Origin of the sequence: Gordonia sp. HS-NH1 (assembly GCF_001418765.1) — a bacterium.
Taxonomy (GTDB): Bacteria; Actinomycetota; Actinomycetes; order Mycobacteriales; family Mycobacteriaceae; genus Gordonia.
This window is the reverse complement of sequence record NZ_LIYC01000006.1, coordinates 70466-86737: the sequence shown is the minus strand read 5'-3', so window position 1 is coordinate 86737 and position 16272 is coordinate 70466. Positions and strand designations below refer to the sequence as shown.

General features: G+C 67.9%; 19 protein-coding genes and 1 pseudogene. 6 read left to right on the top strand and 14 right to left on the bottom strand.

The genetic code is table 11. From position 1 onward, the window contains the following. Positions 1 to 1569, bottom strand: coding sequence for an ATP-binding cassette domain-containing protein (locus AMD30_RS25400; protein WP_010842262.1), 1569 nt, complete (start codon positions 1567 to 1569; stop codon positions 1 to 3). A gap of 355 nt (positions 1570 to 1924) precedes the next feature. Here AMD30_RS25400 and AMD30_RS07015 point away from each other — a divergent pair, with 355 nt between their 5' ends. Further along, positions 1925 to 2422 carry a phosphoribosyltransferase gene (locus tag AMD30_RS07015; protein ID WP_014927852.1) on the top strand — a complete coding sequence of 166 codons (498 nt, stop codon included), beginning with the start codon at positions 1925 to 1927 and terminating at the stop codon, positions 2420 to 2422. Further along, positions 2419 to 2730, top strand: a pseudogene (locus AMD30_RS07010) (GNAT family N-acetyltransferase); the annotation flags it as partial. The gene AMD30_RS07015 and the pseudogene AMD30_RS07010, both read left to right, overlap by 4 nt. A 78-nt stretch (positions 2731 to 2808) precedes the next feature. Here the strand turns inward: AMD30_RS07010 and AMD30_RS07005 are convergent. From AMD30_RS07005 to rpsJ, 13 genes are all read right to left on the bottom strand, one after another. Continuing rightward, on the bottom strand, positions 2809 to 3912 hold the full coding sequence (locus AMD30_RS07005) for a hypothetical protein (RefSeq protein ID WP_035717196.1): 1104 nt from the start codon (positions 3910 to 3912) through the stop codon (positions 2809 to 2811). Further along, positions 3909 to 5177, bottom strand: coding sequence for a sensor histidine kinase (locus tag AMD30_RS07000; protein ID WP_055475148.1), 1269 nt, complete (start codon positions 5175 to 5177; stop codon positions 3909 to 3911). The genes AMD30_RS07005 and AMD30_RS07000 overlap by 4 nt, the downstream gene beginning before the upstream one ends. Before the next feature lie 331 nt (positions 5178 to 5508). Continuing rightward, positions 5509 to 5799, bottom strand: a complete 291-nt coding sequence (gene rpsQ / locus AMD30_RS06995; protein WP_004020546.1) for a 30S ribosomal protein S17 — start codon at positions 5797 to 5799, stop codon at positions 5509 to 5511. After that, the gene (gene rpmC / locus AMD30_RS06990) at positions 5796 to 6029 is read right to left on the bottom strand and encodes a 50S ribosomal protein L29 (protein WP_004020547.1); all 234 of its coding nucleotides are present in this window, start codon (positions 6027 to 6029) and stop codon (positions 5796 to 5798) included. Before rpmC ends, rpsQ begins: the two co-directional genes overlap by 4 nt. Next, positions 6029 to 6445 (bottom strand): 50S ribosomal protein L16, encoded by a 417-nt coding sequence (gene rplP, locus AMD30_RS06985; protein ID WP_004020548.1) that lies wholly within the window; start codon positions 6443 to 6445, stop codon positions 6029 to 6031. Before rplP ends, rpmC begins: the two co-directional genes overlap by 1 nt. A 3-nt stretch (positions 6446 to 6448) precedes the next feature. Then, entirely contained in the window at positions 6449 to 7255 is an 807-nt protein-coding gene (gene rpsC / locus AMD30_RS06980; protein ID WP_004020549.1) for a 30S ribosomal protein S3, read from the bottom strand. A 3-nt stretch (positions 7256 to 7258) separates the two neighbouring features. Then, complete coding sequence (gene rplV / locus AMD30_RS06975; RefSeq protein ID WP_004020550.1) at positions 7259 to 7669, bottom strand: 50S ribosomal protein L22; 411 nt, start codon at positions 7667 to 7669, stop codon at positions 7259 to 7261. Next, a complete protein-coding gene (rpsS, locus tag AMD30_RS06970; RefSeq protein WP_004020551.1) occupies positions 7669 to 7950 on the bottom strand; it encodes a 30S ribosomal protein S19 in 282 nt (93 codons plus the stop codon). The genes rplV and rpsS overlap by 1 nt, the downstream gene beginning before the upstream one ends. 17 nt (positions 7951 to 7967) lie before the next feature. Continuing rightward, the gene (gene rplB / locus AMD30_RS06965; RefSeq protein ID WP_010842267.1) at positions 7968 to 8804 is read right to left on the bottom strand and encodes a 50S ribosomal protein L2; all 837 of its coding nucleotides are present in this window, start codon (positions 8802 to 8804) and stop codon (positions 7968 to 7970) included. Between the two features lie 29 nt (positions 8805 to 8833). Further along, positions 8834 to 9139 (bottom strand): 50S ribosomal protein L23, encoded by a 306-nt coding sequence (gene rplW, locus AMD30_RS06960; RefSeq protein WP_055475147.1) that lies wholly within the window; start codon positions 9137 to 9139, stop codon positions 8834 to 8836. A 1-nt stretch (position 9140) separates the two neighbouring features. Next, positions 9141 to 9830 carry a 50S ribosomal protein L4 gene (rplD, locus tag AMD30_RS06955; RefSeq protein ID WP_010842269.1) on the bottom strand — a complete coding sequence of 230 codons (690 nt, stop codon included), beginning with the start codon at positions 9828 to 9830 and terminating at the stop codon, positions 9141 to 9143. Then, entirely contained in the window at positions 9827 to 10483 is a 657-nt protein-coding gene (gene rplC, locus AMD30_RS06950; protein ID WP_010842270.1) for a 50S ribosomal protein L3, read from the bottom strand. Before rplC ends, rplD begins: the two co-directional genes overlap by 4 nt. A gap of 19 nt (positions 10484 to 10502) precedes the next feature. After that, positions 10503 to 10808, bottom strand: coding sequence for a 30S ribosomal protein S10 (gene rpsJ / locus AMD30_RS06945; protein WP_003938093.1), 306 nt, complete (start codon positions 10806 to 10808; stop codon positions 10503 to 10505). Between the two features lie 404 nt (positions 10809 to 11212). Here rpsJ and AMD30_RS06940 point away from each other — a divergent pair, with 404 nt between their 5' ends. From AMD30_RS06940 to AMD30_RS06925, 4 genes are all read left to right on the top strand, one after another. Then, on the top strand, positions 11213 to 11689 hold the full coding sequence (locus AMD30_RS06940) for a hotdog fold domain-containing protein (protein WP_010842271.1): 477 nt from the start codon (positions 11213 to 11215) through the stop codon (positions 11687 to 11689). Positions 11690 to 11810: 121 nt separating this feature from the next. Further along, complete coding sequence (locus AMD30_RS06935) at positions 11811 to 13610, top strand: N-acetylglutaminylglutamine amidotransferase (RefSeq protein ID WP_010842272.1); 1800 nt, start codon at positions 11811 to 11813, stop codon at positions 13608 to 13610. Beyond that, positions 13607 to 15520, top strand: a complete 1914-nt coding sequence (locus AMD30_RS06930) for a S9 family peptidase (RefSeq protein WP_010842273.1) — start codon at positions 13607 to 13609, stop codon at positions 15518 to 15520. The genes AMD30_RS06935 and AMD30_RS06930 overlap by 4 nt, the downstream gene beginning before the upstream one ends. Before the next feature lie 8 nt (positions 15521 to 15528). Further along, positions 15529 to 16221, top strand: coding sequence for a GntR family transcriptional regulator (locus AMD30_RS06925; protein ID WP_010842274.1), 693 nt, complete (start codon positions 15529 to 15531; stop codon positions 16219 to 16221). Positions 16222 to 16272 lie beyond the last annotated feature (51 nt).

The following is a 16272-nucleotide window of genomic DNA, read 5'->3' as shown; positions in this document are numbered from 1 at the left end:
TCAGGTGGAACTCCGGTCCCGCCGCGGGTCGGTCAACGCCAGGAACACCTCGTCCAGCGAAGGCCGGCGCATCGCGACGTCGGAGAGGGGGATACCCGCGGCTGCCGTGCGTTGGATGACCTCGACGAGCGTCTCCGGACCATCGGGGGCCGGCACCGCGACGAAGTGGTCGTCGGCGCTCTGCACGTGGTCGGCGATGAGGTCGGCCAGGGTGTCGCGAAGTCGGGCACGGTCGGCCGGGTCGGCCGGCGTGACCTCACAGTAGGCCGCACCGGTCGATGCCTTCAGCTCGTCGGAGGTTCCCTCGGCGATGACCCGGCCCTTGTCGATGACGACGATGTTGTCGGACAGGACGTCGGCCTCTTCGAGGTACTGGGTGGTCAGCAGGATGGTGACGCCGGAGTCGCGGAGCTTCTCGACGAGCGACCACACCTCCAGCCTGCTGCGCGGATCCAGCCCCGTCGTCGGCTCGTCGAGGAACACGATCCTCGGTGCGGTGACCAGGCCGCAGGCGATGTCGATCCGGCGGCGCATGCCGCCCGAGTACTCGCGGACACGTTTGCCGCCGACATCTGTCAGCGAGAACGCATCGAGCAGTTCGTCGGCGCGTACCCGCGCGGCCGACTTCTCCAGGCCCAGGAGGCGTCCGAACAGCACCAGGTTCTCGCGGCCCGTGAGCGCCTCGTCGAGAGCGGCGAACTGGCCGGTCAGCATGATCGACTTCCGGACCGAGGCCGCGTCGTGCGAGACGTCGTGGCCGTTGACCGTGGCGCTCCCGCCGTCGGGCTTGAGCAGCGTGCAGAGCATGTTCACCGTCGTGGTCTTGCCTGCGCCGTTGGGTCCGAGCAACGCGACGATGCTGCCCGCGGGGACGGTGAAACTCACATCCTCGACCGCGACCATGTCCTTGAACTTCTTGTGCAGGTTCCTCGCCTCGATGGCGATGCCTGCGGAGTCACCGGGCGCAGGTTCCCGCACCGGGTCGGCGACCGGGAATGCGACGGTCTGCGACTCCGACCCGTCGACGGGTCCCCTCTGCCACTCGGGGACCACCCGTCCCGCCACGCCGTTCGGCGCCGGCCGGACGACATGTCCGTTCCGTTCGGCGGGTGGGGGCGGCGGGGTCGTCGGGACCGGCGGTGGCGTGTAAGCGCGGGCGATGGGCGACGGATCCAGCGGCGACTCGACGGGGCGCGTGCTCACCGGCGGGCCCGCGGCTGTGGGTGCGTCAGCAGCGCGCGCCTCGGCAGTGGGTGCCGCGTCGGCGGACGCGGGATCGGCCGGCTCGGAGTCGACGGGCGGGCCGTCGGTGGGTGCGGAGTCGGTGGGTGCGGACTCTTCGGCCGGGACGGTCACGTGCCCGTTGGGCGACGGCTCGGCCGCATCACCGTCCTCGGCGGTGGGGGGCGCGGGATTCGACCGCTCGGCGCGCCAGCGTCGTAGCTGCTCCTCGACCGGGTCCGGGAGTACGAACGGGTCTTCGGGCAGCGGCGCAAGAGGCGAATCCTGCCGTTGATGACGCGGCGCGTAGGACGCGACGGAGGGTCGCTGACCACTGGCCTCGGACATGTCTTCCTCTACGCGTCGACAACAGGGCGGCAACATGGACAACCGGAGCGTCGCACGTCGTCGGCCACCGATGGGACGGCGGCAAGGATCTGACGCTAGGCATCCACGACAACAAACTTACGCACGAATCAGAGTTCCCGACGAATTTGACTCGGTCTGTCCTCCACGAATATGTCGTGCGGTCGGGGTCGAATGGTTACGTCGTGTCCGCGACCTCGCACGACGTGGCGTTTCCGCCTCCTCGCCGCGTTCGACGCACCCGCGGTGCGTGTATCGCTCGACCGACGAGCCGCGCGACTGCGCCGACATGGACTTCGGTCACGCGTCGTCGCGCACCCTCTGGAAGAGTGTTCTCATGACCACCACATCTCCCGAGCGCGAGATCCTGACGTGGGAGCTCAACGGCGTGGCGTGCCGTGAGCTCGCCCAGCAGGTCGCCGACGACGCGTTCGCCCCGGACATCATCCTCGGCATCGCCCGGGGCGGCCTGATCCCGGCCGGCGCCCTCGCCTACGCCCTGGACTGCAAGCTGATGATCTCGCTGAACGTCGAGTTCTACACCGGCGTCGGCGAGACGCTGTCCGAACCCGTGATGTTGCCGTCGCTTCTCGAGTCGAGCGGCCTCACCGACCAGCGTGTTCTCGTCGTCGACGACGTGGCCGACACCGGCAAGACCCTCAAACTGGTCAACGACTTCTGTCAGGAGCAGGGCCGGGTCGCCGAGGTCCGCAACGCCGTGCTCTACAAGAAGCCGCACACCATCACGGTCCCCGACTACACCTGGCGTACCACCGACAAGTGGATCAACTTCCCCTGGTCGGTGCAGGGCCCGATCGTGACGGTGCAGCGATGACCGCGGACAAGACCGGCGCGGAGACCACGGTGCGCGACAATCCCGAGGAGAACCGGTACGACATCCTGGTCCAGACGCCCGGCGGCGAGACGTTGGCCGGCTTCGCCGAGTACCGCGACCGTGTCTCCGGCACTCAGGACGCCCCGTTGACCGCGCGGGTGTTCTTCCACACCGAGGTCGACCCCGACTTCGGCGGACGCGGCCTCGCGACGATCCTGGTGACCGAGGCCCTCGACGACGCCCGCGCACGCGACCTCACGATCGTGGGCGTGTGCCCCCTGGTCGCCGCATACCTCAAGAAGCATCCGGAGTACGCCGACGCCACCGCACCGGTGACTCCCGCCGTCCTGGAATGGCTGCGTACCGGCAACGCCTGACCCGCGGCGTCACCTGCCCGAGGCCGGCGTCTCCCGCGCCGTATCGGCGGAGACGATCATGCGGTGGTCGAACTCGACCCGGTCGGTGCGATGGTCGGCGTCCACGCCGACCGAGGCGAGCACGTCGCGCCCCGGCGGCTGGATGCGGATCGTCACCCGCCCGTCGTCGACCTCGTCCAGCAGTTCGGCGACGGCGACGGCGAGCCGTTCGCGCGCCGTCGCCGCATTCGCTTCGTCGAGCGCCGCGAGCCCACCGTCGTCGAGAAGGATGACGCGAACCCCGCGCTGTCGTGCGCGCCACGCCGCATCCCGGACCACCGGGAGGTCGAGCCCGGAGGCACGGATGCCGTCGCGTAACTGCGCCTCGAGCAGGCGGGCCATGACGACCTCGTCCGCGGTGAAGGACTCACGGTTGGCGATACGGGTGAGGACGGGACGCGCCCGTTCGTCGAGGGCGGCGAGTCGGCGGTCCCGCACCTCGGTCGCCGCCGCCGCGGCGGCGTCGAGCGCCACCTGACGTTCGTTGGCCTCCCGAAGGGCGTAGATCTGCCTGGCCATGGGGCGCAGCATGACGGAGAACAGCGAACCCATGATCATGATCGCGTAGCCGGGCAGGGTGATGGACAGTCCCCAGAGCGCCCCCGCCGTCGAGACCGCGCCCCACACGGCCGCGATGACCGAGATGCAGGCGCTGGCGAGCCACGCGGCCAGGGGACGGCCGCGCACCGCGACGAAGGCCAGGATGATCACCGACGCGCCCATCGGCGGCCCGGTCTGCATCACGTGCGATGGCGGGAACGGCAGCGAGAACAGCGTGGCAGCCACCGCCGCGACGGCCAGCCCGGCGACGGCGATGGTCGTCGACGTGGGCAGCGGATCGCCTGGGGAGTCGAGAATCGACACCCCCGCGACGACGAACAACACGAAACCGGCGAACAGTCCGATCCACTGCCACCACCCGGAGACGGTCGAGTCGGCGTACAGCGTCACGGCGAAATAGCCGCAGGCGAGGACCCCCATCATCAGCCACAGGGGCCGGGAGCCGATCCCGAAGGCGTTCACGACCTCGCCGCGCTGAGCGCTGTCGACGCCCCGGGCGCAGTCGCGTCTCACGGCCGCTCCCACAGGATCTGCACGGTGGTCCCCCGGCCGGCGCGGCTCTGCACCCGCGCGTGGCCGCCCGGTAGTCGTGCGAGACGGCCACGGATGCTGACGGCGATGCCGAGCCGGCCGGCCGCCACCGCGTCGGGGTCGAACCCGACACCGTTGTCGACGACCGCCATGCTCAGCGAGTCGGGTCCGAGCTGCACGATGACGGCGCATTCGGCATCGTCCCCGGCGTGCCCGGCGACGTTGCGCAGCGCCTCCGACATCGCCTCGACGACCGCGTCGAGCACCTCGACCGGATAGGAGGCCGCCGCCTCGGGCCACCGCTCGTCCCCGTCCCCGTCCGCGTCGCCGTCCACGACCTCGACGTCGAACCGTTCCGAGACGTCCGCGGCCGCCGACCGTATGCGTCGGATCACCTCGACCTCGCTCGCGGCGACCGGATCATCCGGCCCCGGGACACGCGCGAGTTCTTCGAGAGCCGACGCGGCCTGCGCCGCCAGCCGATCATCGGGACGGCCGGGCCGGACGGCGAGCAGTGACGCGATGACCCGGTCATGGACGATGGCGTCGAATCGCTCCTTCTCCACCTCGCGGGCCGAGGCGGCGGCGACGTTGGCCGCGGTGCGGTAGGTCTCTTCGCGTGTCTCGTCGAGTTCGCGCCCGGTCCGGGTGGCCACCAGCACCACCGCGAGGAAGACGCCGGTGAACATCAGCGACCACAGGATCTCCACCGGCGCGTCGGAGGTCACCTCGCCGAACCGGCCGAGCTGCTGCGAGAGATGCGCGAGGGTCGAGGACGCGACGAGACCGACCACGGCCAGACGCGGGTGCACGAGCATCAGGACCATGCTCGGCATGCCGCAGAAGGCGACCATCCACTGGGCCGTGCCACCCGGATCCGCCAGCGTCGAGCCGTTCCATGCGACGAACCACAACCCGAGCCCGAGGATGTAACCGACCCACGACGTCATCGCCAGCGGCGTGAGCCATGCCGTGCCCGGCCGAAAGGTCGCCGCGATCAACAGGATTCCGGGTCCGACCGACAGCAGGATGCTCAACGGTGGCCACCAGGCGTCGGTGAGCGGCGCCGAGGCGAGAATCGCCGCCACGGAGACCACCGGGTAACCGATGAAACCCAGACCCAGGAACCGTGCCCCCACCCGGCGAACGCGATCCAGGTCCGGCTCCGCCGAGTCGGATTCGAACGCCCGCCGGACCCAGGCGGGTCGTGCGCGGGATTCGGCTGTCGCGAGATCGGTGGTGGGCATCGCATCTCACCCTCACACCGTTCGGCTCAGCCGGTCAATCCCCCGTTGAGACCACCCTTCGTGACGCTCCTCCGCAGGCTCCGGAGCTCCTCAGGGATCGTGGGCCGACCTCCGCAGGCTCCGGAGCTCCTCAGGGATCGTGGGCCGACCTCCGCAGGCTCCGGAGCTCCTCAGGGATCGTGGGCCGACCTCCGCAGGCTCCGGAGCTCCTCAGGGATCGTGGGCCGACCTCCGCAGGCTCCGGAGCTCCTCAGGGATCGGCCCAGACGACAACCGGCCCGCTCCCCAGGGGGAACGGGCCGGCGTTTGGTAGATCTCGTTGGGAGAGGGCCTACTTGGCCTTCTCCAGCACCTCGACGAGACGCCAGTGCTTGGTCGCCGACAGCGGGCGGGTCTCCATGATCCGCACACGGTCGCCGACGCCGGCATCGCCGTTCTCGTCGTGGGCCTTGACCTTGCTCGTGGTCCGGATGATCTTGCCGTAGAGCTTGTGGCTCTTACGATCTTCCAGCTCGACCACGATGGTCTTCTGCATCTTGTCGCTGACCACGTAGCCGATGCGCTCCTTGCGGCGTGCGCGCTCCTCGGTCTGGGTTTCGGTCACCTTCTGGTCCTCACTCATGCGTCATCACCATCCGGTCCGGACGCCAGGCCCAGCTCCCGCTCACGCATCACGGTGTAGATACGCGCGATCTCGCGACGCACGGTCCGCAGGCGACGGTTGTTGTCGAGCTGGCCGGTGGCCATCTGGAACCGAAGGTTGAACAGTTCTTCCTTCGACTCTTTCAGGCGATCGACCAGATCAGCGTCGTTGAGCTCACGAAGCTCGTTCGCAGCAACTCCGAGTGCCATCAGAACTGCTCCTCTCTGGTCACGATCCTGGTCTTGATGGGGAGCTTGTGCTGCGCGCGACGCAGGGCCTCGCGAGCGATCTCCTCATTCGGGTAGGTCATCTCGAACAGCACGCGACCCGGCTTGACCGGGGCGACCCACCACTCGGGCGAACCCTTACCCGAACCCATGCGGGTTTCGGCCGGCTTCTTGGTCAGCGGGCGGTCCGGGAAGATGTTGATCCAGACCTTGCCGCCACGCTTGATGTGCCGGTTGATCGCGATACGAGCGGACTCGATCTGACGGTTGGTGATGTACGCGCCTTCCAGAGCCTGGATGCCGTAATCGCCGAACGTCACCTTGGTGCCGCCCTTGGCCTGCCCCTTGAGGCTGGGGTGGTGCTGCTTGCGGTGCTTGACCCGACGGGGGATCAACATGGCCTAGCCCTCCTGCTTCTCAGCCGCACCAGCGGTGGCCTCGGCGGGAGCGGCCTCGGCCGCGCGAGCGGCGTCGGTGCTCGTCGCAGTGGTGCCCGAGGCACCGCTACGCCGGGGCCGGCTGGGCCGGCGCGGACGGCGATCCTCGGCCGCCGGAGCGGCCGCGGCCAGCTCACGACGTCCACCGACGATGTCGCCCTTGTAGATCCACACCTTCACGCCGATCCGGCCGAAGGTGGTCTTGGCTTCGTAGAGTCCGTAGTCGATGTCGGCGCGCAGCGTGTGCAGCGGCACGCGACCCTCGCGGTAGAACTCACTGCGGCTCATCTCTGCGCCGCCCAGACGACCCGAGCACTGGACCCGGATGCCCTTCACGTTCGGCTGACGCATCGCCGACTGGATCGCTTTGCGCATCGCGCGGCGGAACGCCACACGGTTGCTCAGCTGCTCGGCGACGCCCTGGGCCACCAGCTGGGCCTCGGACTCGGCGTTCTTGACCTCGAGGATGTTCAGCTGGACCTGCTTGCCGGTCAGCTTCTCCAGATCGCCGCGGATGCGATCGGCCTCGGCGCCACGGCGTCCGATGACGATGCCCGGACGCGCGGTGTGGATGTCGACGCGAACCCGGTCACGGGTGCGTTCGATCTCCACCTTCGCGATGCCGGCCCGCTCGAGCCCCGTGGAGAGGAGCTTGCGGATGGCGACATCCTCTTTGACGTAGTCCGCGTACTGCTTGTCGGCGTACCACCGCGACTTCCAGTCGGTGGTGATGCCCAGACGGAAGCCGTGCGGGTTGATTTTCTGGCCCACTGTCTAGGCTCCCTTCTTCTTCGGCTGACGCGAACGGCCACGGCCGCCGGCTGCCTTCTCCGGCAAGCTCTCCACGACCACGGTGATGTGGCTGGTGCGCTTGCGGATACGGAACGCGCGACCCTGTGCGCGCGGCTGGAAGCGCTTGAGGGTCGGACCCTCATCGGCGAACGCGGTGGCGACGACCAGGGTCCGGCGATCCAGATCCAGGTTGTTCTCCGCGTTGGCGACGGCACTTGCCAGGACCTTGTACACGGGCTCGGACGCCGACTGCGGGGCGAACCGCAGGATGTCGAGGGCCTCGTCCACGTTCTTGCCGCGGACCAGGTCCAGGACACGACGAGCCTTCATCGGCGTGACGCGCACGAACTTGGCGGTCGCCTTTGCTGTCGGATTATCGGTCTGCGTAGTCATTACCGGCGCTTCGCTTTCCGGTCATCCTTGATGTGACCCTTGAAGGTACGGGTGGGGGCGAACTCGCCCAGCTTGTGCCCGACCATCGAATCCGAGATGAACACCGGCACGTGCTTGCGTCCGTCGTGGACGGCAAAGGTGTGACCGATGAAGTCGGGAATGATGGTCGAACGACGGGACCAGGTCTTGATGACCTGCTTGGTGCCCTTCTCGTTCTGGACATCCACCTTCTTCAGGAGGTGGTCGTCGACGAACGGGCCCTTCTTGAGGCTGCGTGGCATTCTCTTACCTCCTCCTGTTATCGCTTGTTCTTGCCGGTACGACGGCGACGGACGATCAGCTTGTCGCTGGCCTTGTTCTTGCGGGTGCGGCCCTCGGGCTTACCCCACGGGCTGACCGGGTGGCGACCACCGGAGGTCTTGCCCTCACCACCACCGTGCGGGTGGTCGACGGGGTTCATCACGACACCGCGGACGGTCGGGCGCTTGCCCTTCCAGCGCATACGGCCGGCCTTGCCCCAGTTGATGTTGCTCTGCTCGGCGTTGCCCACCTCGCCGACGGTGGCGCGGCAGCGCACGTCGACGCGACGGATCTCGCCGGAGGGCATACGCAGGGTGGCGTAGCTGCCTTCCTTGCCCAGCAGCTGGATCGACGAACCCGCACTGCGGGCCATCTTCGCGCCGCCGCCCGGGCGCAGCTCCACGGCGTGGACCTGGGTACCGGTCGGGATGTTGCGCAGCGGCAGGTTGTTGCCGGGCTTGATGTCGGCGGTCGAGCCGCTCTCGACGACGTCGCCCTGCTTCAGGCCCTTGGGCGCGATGATGTAGCGCTTCTCGCCGTCGACGTAGTGCAGCAACGCGATCCGCGCGGTGCGGTTCGGGTCGTACTCGATGTGAGCGACCTTGGCGTTGATGCCGTCCTTGTCGTTACGACGGAAGTCGATCAGACGGTAGGCACGCTTGTGGCCGCCACCCTTGTGACGAGTGGTGATGCGGCCGTGAGCGTTTCGGCCACCACGCCCGTGCAGCGGACGCACCAGCGACTTCTCCGGGTGGTCACGGGTGACCTCGGCGAAGTCGGAGCCGCTGGCCCCACGACGACCCGGGGTCGTCGGCTTGTACTTACGAATAGCCATGAGTCTCTAGTCCTTCTCGAAGGCCCCGGTCAGCTGACCGAGCCCCCGAAGATCTCGATGGGCTTGCTGTCTGCGGTCAGCGACACGACGGCGCGCTTGGTGGACTTGCGCTGGCCGTAGCCGGAGCGGGTCCGCTTGCGCTTGCCCTGTCGGTTCGCGGTGTTGACGCTGGCAACACTGACGCCGAAGATCTTCTCGATCGCGATCTTGATCTCGGTCTTGTTGGACTCCGGGTGCACCAGGAAGGTGTACACGTTGTCCTCCATGAGCCCGTAGGACTTCTCCGAGATCACGGGCGCCAGGATGATGTCGCGCGGGTCGGCAATGGTCGACATGTCAGGCCTCCTCTGCTGTCTTCTCGACGGCAGCCTTGGCATCCGCCGTGTTCTGCTCGATGAAGGCATTGAGCGTCTCGACGCTGAACACCACCTCGTCCGAGTCGAGGACGTCGTAGGTGTTGAGCTGATCCGGCGCGATCGGCAGCACGTTCTGCAGGTTCGCCACGCTCAGCCACGCCGTCAGGTCCTCGCGGCCGAGGACGACCAGGAACTTGCGACGATCGGAGAGGCTCTCCAGGAACTGGCGCGCCGACTTGGTCGAGGGCTGCTGCCCCGAGACCAGTTCGGTGATCACGTGGATGCGCTCGTTGCGAGCGCGGTCGCTCAGCGCACCGCGCAGGGCGGCCGCCTTCATCTTCTTCGGTGTGCGCTGGCTGTAGTCGCGCGGCTGCGGGCCGTGGACGGTGCCACCACCGGTGAACTGCGGCGCGCGGTTCGAGCCCTGACGCGCACGGCCGGTGCCCTTCTGGCGGTACGGCTTGGCGCCACCGCCGCGGACCTCGCCGCGGGTCTTGGTGGAGTGCGTGCCCTGGCGTGCCGCGGCCTGCTGGGCCACGACGACCTGGTGCATCAGCGCGATGTTGGCCGGGGCGTCGAAGAGTGCGGCGGGCAGGTCAACGGTTCCGTTGGTCTTGCCGTCGGCGGTCTTGACGTCCAGCGTCAGCTTCGTAGCGGTCTCGGTGCTCACTTGGCACCACCCTTCACTGCGTCGCGAACCATCACGATGCCGCCCTTGCGACCCGGGATCGCTCCCTTGATCAGCAGGAGACCGGCCTCGGCGTCCACCTTGTGGACGGTGAGGTTCTGCGTGGTCACCTTGTCGTTACCCATGCGGCCTGCCATGCGCATGCCCTTGAACACACGACCCGGGGTGGCGCAGCCACCGATCGAGCCCGGTGCGCGGTGCACGCGGTGGGCACCGTGGCTGGCGCCCAGACCGGCGAAGCCGTGGCGCTTCATGACGCCGGCGAAACCCTTGCCCTTCGAGGTGCCGGTGACGTCGACCAGCGCGCCGTCGGCGAAGATCTCGGCGGTCAGTTCCTGACCGACCTCGAACTCGCTGATGTCGTTGACGCGGATCTCGGCCAGGTGGCGGCGCGGGGTGACCCCGGCCTTGCGGTACTGGCCGGCGACCGGCTTGGTCACCTTGCGGGGATCGATCGCGCCGTAGGCGAGCTGGACGGCGGTGTAGCCGTCACGGTCCGCGCTGCGGAGCTGGGTGATCACGTTCGGGCCGGCCTGGATGACAGTGACCGGGACGACGCGGTTGTTCTCGTCGAAGACCTGGGTCATGCCGAGCTTGGTGCCCAGGATCCCCTTGGTCGAACTCTGATTGCTCATGATTTATCTCGCCCCCGTCCTACTGGATGTTGACGTCGACGCTGGCCGGGAGGTCGATGCGCATCAGCGCGTCGACCGTCTTCGGTGTCGGGTCGAGGATGTCGATGAGTCGCTTGTGGGTACGCATCTCGAAATGTTCGCGGCTGTCCTTGTACTTGTGCGGCGAACGGATGACGCAGTACACGTTCTTCTCGGTGGGCAATGGCACCGGGCCGACGACGCGTGCCCCGGTACGGGTCACGGTCTCCACGATCTTGCGCGCCGAAGCGTCGATCGCCTCGTGGTCGTAGGCCTTGAGCCTGATGCGGATCTTTTGTCCCGCCACGCTGTGTCCTCTTCCGTCAGTTGTTCTCGACAGACAAACACCGCGTGATCCGGACCGAGCTCTCGCCGGCTGAGCACATGACCACCGTGTGAGATACGGCAATCGACGCTGTTCATCTGTCGTTGTACGTTGGCTCGTACCTGTACGAGCCTGGTTGCTCCGGCACCCGCGGTCGGGCGTGTCGGGACCGTGAACCGATATCGGCGCACGCGTTACACGCCCAGTCCCCGTAGACCGGGCCTGGGAGTCATTCACCTGTCCGCGACCGCTGGGCTGGCACACGGCACAACCTGCGTCCGCCGGTCAAGGCAACCCGAACAGTATGCATCAGGTCGGGAGCACGATCAAATCCACGCCGGACGCCGACACCGGGGAATGAACTGACTCATGAGTAAGATACCGGCATGAGTTCGACGAACCCCACCTTCGCCCTGCGCAAGAGGCTGCCGGCCAATCCTCTCGGGAACGTTCTGTTCTCCCTCGGGATGGTCGCGAAGGTCCCCTACTTCGGCACCGTCCTACCGCTCGTCCAGGAGATGGAACCCGGCTACTGCAAGGTCACCGCGCCCAACTGGTTCGGTGTCCACAACCACATCGGCACCTTCCACGCGATCGCCGCCTGCAATCTCGCCGAGGCCGCGATGGGGATGCTGATGGAGGCCACCACACCGACGTCCCATCGCTGGATACCCAAGGCGATGCAGACGAGCTACCTGACCAAGGCGACGACGCGCTTGACCGCCGAGGCGCGGCTCGCCGAGCCCGTCGACTTCGATGCCATCACCGCCGGCACCGACGTCACCGTGTCGGTGAGCATCGTCGACACCAGGGGCGTGGAGGTCGTGCACTGCGACATCACCACGTGGGTGACCCCGAAGTAGCGGCCCCCGCCCGGGGTGCCGTCGGGCCCCCGGCCTCCTAGGGTGGGAGGATGCCTCCGCCCGGTGCGCCAGAGCACCAGTGGCATCGGAGTGCGGCAGCGACGAGGAGGACCAGCGACCCATGTGCGGAATCTGCGGTGAGATCCGGTTCGACGGCACGGCCCCGGATGTCTCGGCTGTCGATGCCATGACCTGCGAGATGACCCGCCGAGGCCCCGACGGCTCCGGCGTCTTCTCGAAAGGTTCTGTCGCGCTGGGCCATCGGCGCCTGAAGATCATCGACCTGACCGAGAAGGGCAGTCAGCCGATGATCGACCCGACGCTCGGCCTCGCCCTGGTGTTCAACGGCTGCATCTACAACCACCACGAACTGCGCGCCGAACTGGAGGGCAAGGGTTACACCTTCTTCTCCCACGCCGACAGCGAGGTCATCCTCAAGGCGTTCCACGCCTGGGGTCCCGATTGCGTCGACCACTTCATGGGCATGTTCGCCTTCGCGATCGTCGACACCGACACCGGCGTGGTCACTCTCGGCCGCGACCGGCTCGGCATCAAGCCGCTCTACCTCGCCGACACCCCCGGGCGCCTCCGGTTCGCCTCGTCGGTGCAGGCGCTGCTGCGCGCCGGTGACGTCGACACCTCGATCGATCGCGTGGCGCTGCACCATTACTTCAGCTTCCACGCCGTCGTGCCGGCGCCCCACACGATCTACAACGGCATCCGAAAGCTCCCGCCCGCGACGGTTCTGACGATCCGGCCCGACGGCCGGCGTACCGAACGCCGCTACTGGGAACCGGCGTTCGAGCCGCACCCCGACCGCCGGGACTGGGACGAGAAGCGGTGGCAGCACGAGCTGCTCGACTCGCTGCGGACCTCGGTGCGCAGGCGCATGGTCGCCGACGTACCCGTCGGGGTGCTGCTGTCCGGCGGCGTCGACTCCTCACTCGTCGTCGCCCTGCTCGCCGAACAGGGCCAGACCGACCTCGCCACCTTCAGCATCGGATTCGACTCCGCGGCCGGAGAATCGGGAGACGAGTACGCCTATTCCGATCTCATCGCAGACACCTTCGGCACCGACCACCACAAGATCCACATCGGGACCGACCGGTTGTTGCCCGCGATCCCGGACACGGTCGCGGCCATGGGTGAACCGATGGTCAGCCACGACTGCGTCGCGTTCTATCTCCTCTCGCAGGAGGTCAGCAAGTCCATCAAGGTCGTCCAGTCCGGGCAGGGCGCCGACGAGATCCTCGGCGGGTACAGCTGGTATCCCCCACTGCTCGACGTGACCCGCGAGAAGACGACGCGCGCCTATGCCGACGTCTTCTTCGACCGCGACGACGTCGACATCCGCGGCATCCTCGCCGACGACTATCTCCCCGAGGCCGGTTACGACCCCAGCTTCGAGTTCGCCTCGGCCCATCAGTCCGCACCGGGCGCCGCGACCGCCGTCGACGCGGCGCTTCGCCTCGACACCACCGTCATGCTCGTCGACGACCCGGTGAAGCGCGTCGACACGATGACGATGGCGTGGGGACTCGAAGCCCGCGTCCCGTTTCTCGATCACGAGTTCGTCGAACTGGCCGCCACCTGTCCCCCCGATCTCAAGCTCGCGCACGGCGGCAAGGGCGTGCTCAAGGAGGCGAGCCGGGCGCTGCTGCCGTCGGCCGTCATCGACCGCACGAAGGGTTACTTCCCGGTGCCGGGGATCCGCCACCTCACCGGCGGTGTCCTCGACCTCGTCTCGGACACGCTGCGATCCAAGGCCGCCCGCGACCGCGGGTTGTACCGGCCGGCGGCGCTCGATCGACTCTTCGCCGACCCCAACGGGATTCGCACCAGGCTCGACGGCAACGAGCTGTGGCAGGTCGCGCTCCTCGAGATGTGGTTGCAGACCATGGAAGCGAACGCACGACGGTGACCTCGCTGCGTTTCGACGACCGCGGATGGAAGACCTACGGCGCCTCGCTCTCGCCTGACGGGAGCGCGTTCGCCTACATCGTCGACGAGGGGACGGGGTATCCACGGGCCGCGCAGCGCTCGCTCTCCCGGGACGGTGTCGGCGAGTTGCGGTGGGTCAAGCTGCGGTCCACCGGGCCCGTCCGGAAGGTGGTGCACTCGACCGACGGTCGCTGGCTGGCCGTGGAGATCGCCCCCAGCGGCGGCGAGCACCACCAGGTCTGGGTCGTCACGACAGATCCCGACGACGACACCGCCCACCGCATCGCGGCGACGCGGCCCGACGGCCGCTCGTTCGGCACCGTGGGTCTCGTCGGATGGGACACCGATTGGGTTCTCATCACGGCCATCGACACCGACGGCACCTCCCACGCCCTACGCGTCCATCCGGGAACCGCGACGACACTCACCCTGGATCAGCGCGTCGGCAGTGTGCTCATCGACTCGTGGAAGGGCGCCACCCTCGTCCGGGTCGGTCCGCGCGGTTACCACGACATGTTGCTGCTGCGCCGTCAGCCCGACTCGGGCGACGACGAGATCTCGATGACCCCTCTCCTACCGCAGGATCCAGGCGCGGTCACCGATCAGGGCTACGTCCTCGATCAGGGTTTCGACCACTCCTCACTGGTCTTCGTGCACGCCCCGAACGAACCGACACGCGACCTCGACAGCGTCCAAGCGCTGGTGCGCAGCGACTTCGACGCCAAGTTCCCACGACTCCTCGGTGTCGAGGTCAGCAAGTTCGGGGTGCGGTTCCGGGTGATGGCCCAGCGCGTCGACATCGGACTCGACGAGTTCGCGGTCAGCCACGACCAGTCGACCGTCGCGCTGCTGTGGAATGTCCAGGGGCGCAGCGAGCTGCAGATCATGACCCTGCCCGATCAGACCCTCCACCCACCCATCGACCTGCCCGGCGAGGTGGCCTCCGACCTCTCCATCAGTGCGGCGGGTTCGGTGGTGACCGTGACGGTGTCGAGTCCCCAACATTCCCCCCTGGTCCACCTCGTCGATGTCGCCAACCGGGCCGTGTATCCCGTCCGCGACGACGTCATCACGGGTGAGGGACCCTCGTGCCTGCTCCGGCCCGAACTCCTCGAGTTCTCCGCGCGCGACGGTATGCCGCTGTCCGGCTTCCTGTTCCGAGCGCGAGACAAGACGGGTTCGGTGACGCCGGGTCCCACCCTCCTGTACTTCCACGGCGGCCCCGAGGGGCAGTCGCGACCGGATTACCAGTTCCTGTTCGGCCCACTCGTCGACGCCGGGATCACGGTCTTCGCCGCGAACGTCCGCGGGTCGTCGGGATACGGCCGGCTGTTCGCCCATGCCGACGACCGATACGGGCGGTACGCCGGGATCAACGACGCCGCGGACTGCGCGGAGTTCCTGTGCCGGCAGGGAATCGCCGACCCCGATGCGGTGTACTGCTCGGGTCGTTCCTACGGCGGCTATCTCACGCTGGCGTGCCTCACGTTCCACCCCGAGCTGTTCGCCGCCGGGATCGCGATCTGCGGCATGAGTGACCTCGAATCGTTCTTCCGCAACACCGAACCGTGGATCGCGGTCGCGGCCTACACCAAGTACGGGCACCCCGAGTCCGACCGGGAACTTCTCGCCGACCTCTCGCCGATCCACCGGATCGACGCGGTCCGCGCGCCACTGCTCGTCGTCCACGGGGCGCACGACACCAACGTCCCGGTGAGCGAGTCGCAGCAGATCGTCGCCGAACTCCAGGCACGCGGGGCGGTGGCCGAGATGCTGATGTTCGACGACGAAGGTCACGAGATCGTCAAGCGACACAATCAGCATCGGCTCACCGAGGCGGTGGCCGACTGGATCGCCCGCCACCCGTCCCGCCCCGGATCGTCGCGATGAACCGGCGCATGACCGACCGGTTGCTGGATCAGCTCGCCGAGACGCGCACCGGCAACGCACGTGCGAACGTGCTGGAGGAGCTGCGTCGGCTGATCCTGTCCGGCGGCGCGCCGCCTGGCACCCAGCTCCCACCCGGCGAGATCGCCGACGCTTTCGACGTCAGCCCGATCCCGGTCCGCGAGGCGCTGAAAACCCTTGTCGGCGAGGGCCTCGTGGTCCACCGGCAGGGGGTCGGATATCGCGTGAGTCAACTGTCCACCGAGGAGCTGCGCGAGATCTACTTCGTCCGTGGCACCCTGGAACAGGCCGCGCTCGCCCGATCGGTCGGCCTCATCGACGAGTCGTCGTTGCAGACCGCCCGCGCCCGTCACGCGGAATTGCTGGCCGCGGTGAAGTTCAACGACGGCAAGGCGTTTCACGACATCTCCCGGGAGTTCCACCGCGCGCTGACCGCGCCGTGCGCGATGCCACGCCTGCTCAACATGTTCGAGGCGACCTGGAACCTCACCGAACCGTTCCAGGTGATGAGATCGGTGACAGCCGACACCCAGAACGCACTCAACACCGACCACGCCGATCTGCTCGCGGCGTTCGCCGACCGTGACACCGCGTCGGTCCTCGACGTCGCCCGTCGTCATCACCAGCGCCTCGAGAGCGCCGTCATCGAGACCGCCGCACTCCTCGACGTCCGCCACGACTGACACACCCGGGACATCCCCGGCGGAATATATCTGCCCGTTCATCGTGGGGTA

Bases quoted from the DNA above. Each gene is read 5' to 3' on its own strand.
- rplP (WP_004020548.1), bottom strand. From the start codon at position 6,445: ATGTTGATCCCCCGTCGGGTCAAGCACCGCAAGCAGCACCACCCCAGC.
- rplC (WP_010842270.1), bottom strand. From the start codon at position 10,483: ATGAGCAATCAGAGTTCGACCAAGGGGATCCTGGGCACCAAGCTCGGC.
- AMD30_RS07000 (WP_055475148.1), bottom strand. From the start codon at position 5,177: ATGCCCACCACCGATCTCGCGACAGCCGAATCCCGCGCACGACCCGCC.
- rplB (WP_010842267.1), bottom strand. From the start codon at position 8,804: ATGGCTATTCGTAAGTACAAGCCGACGACCCCGGGTCGTCGTGGGGCC.
- AMD30_RS06940 (WP_010842271.1), top strand. From the start codon at position 11,213: ATGAGTTCGACGAACCCCACCTTCGCCCTGCGCAAGAGGCTGCCGGCC.
- rpsS (WP_004020551.1), bottom strand. From the start codon at position 7,950: ATGCCACGCAGCCTCAAGAAGGGCCCGTTCGTCGACGACCACCTCCTG.
- AMD30_RS07015 (WP_014927852.1), top strand. From the start codon at position 1,925: ATGACCACCACATCTCCCGAGCGCGAGATCCTGACGTGGGAGCTCAAC.
- AMD30_RS25400 (WP_010842262.1), bottom strand. From the start codon at position 1,569: ATGTCCGAGGCCAGTGGTCAGCGACCCTCCGTCGCGTCCTACGCGCCG.
- AMD30_RS06925 (WP_010842274.1), top strand. From the start codon at position 15,529: ATGACCGACCGGTTGCTGGATCAGCTCGCCGAGACGCGCACCGGCAAC.
- rpmC (WP_004020547.1), bottom strand. From the start codon at position 6,029: ATGGCACTCGGAGTTGCTGCGAACGAGCTTCGTGAGCTCAACGACGCT.
- rplV (WP_004020550.1), bottom strand. From the start codon at position 7,669: ATGACTACGCAGACCGATAATCCGACAGCAAAGGCGACCGCCAAGTTC.
- AMD30_RS06935 (WP_010842272.1), top strand. From the start codon at position 11,811: ATGTGCGGAATCTGCGGTGAGATCCGGTTCGACGGCACGGCCCCGGAT.
- rpsQ (WP_004020546.1), bottom strand. From the start codon at position 5,799: ATGAGTGAGGACCAGAAGGTGACCGAAACCCAGACCGAGGAGCGCGCA.
- rplW (WP_055475147.1), bottom strand. From the start codon at position 9,139: ATGTCGACCATTGCCGACCCGCGCGACATCATCCTGGCGCCCGTGATC.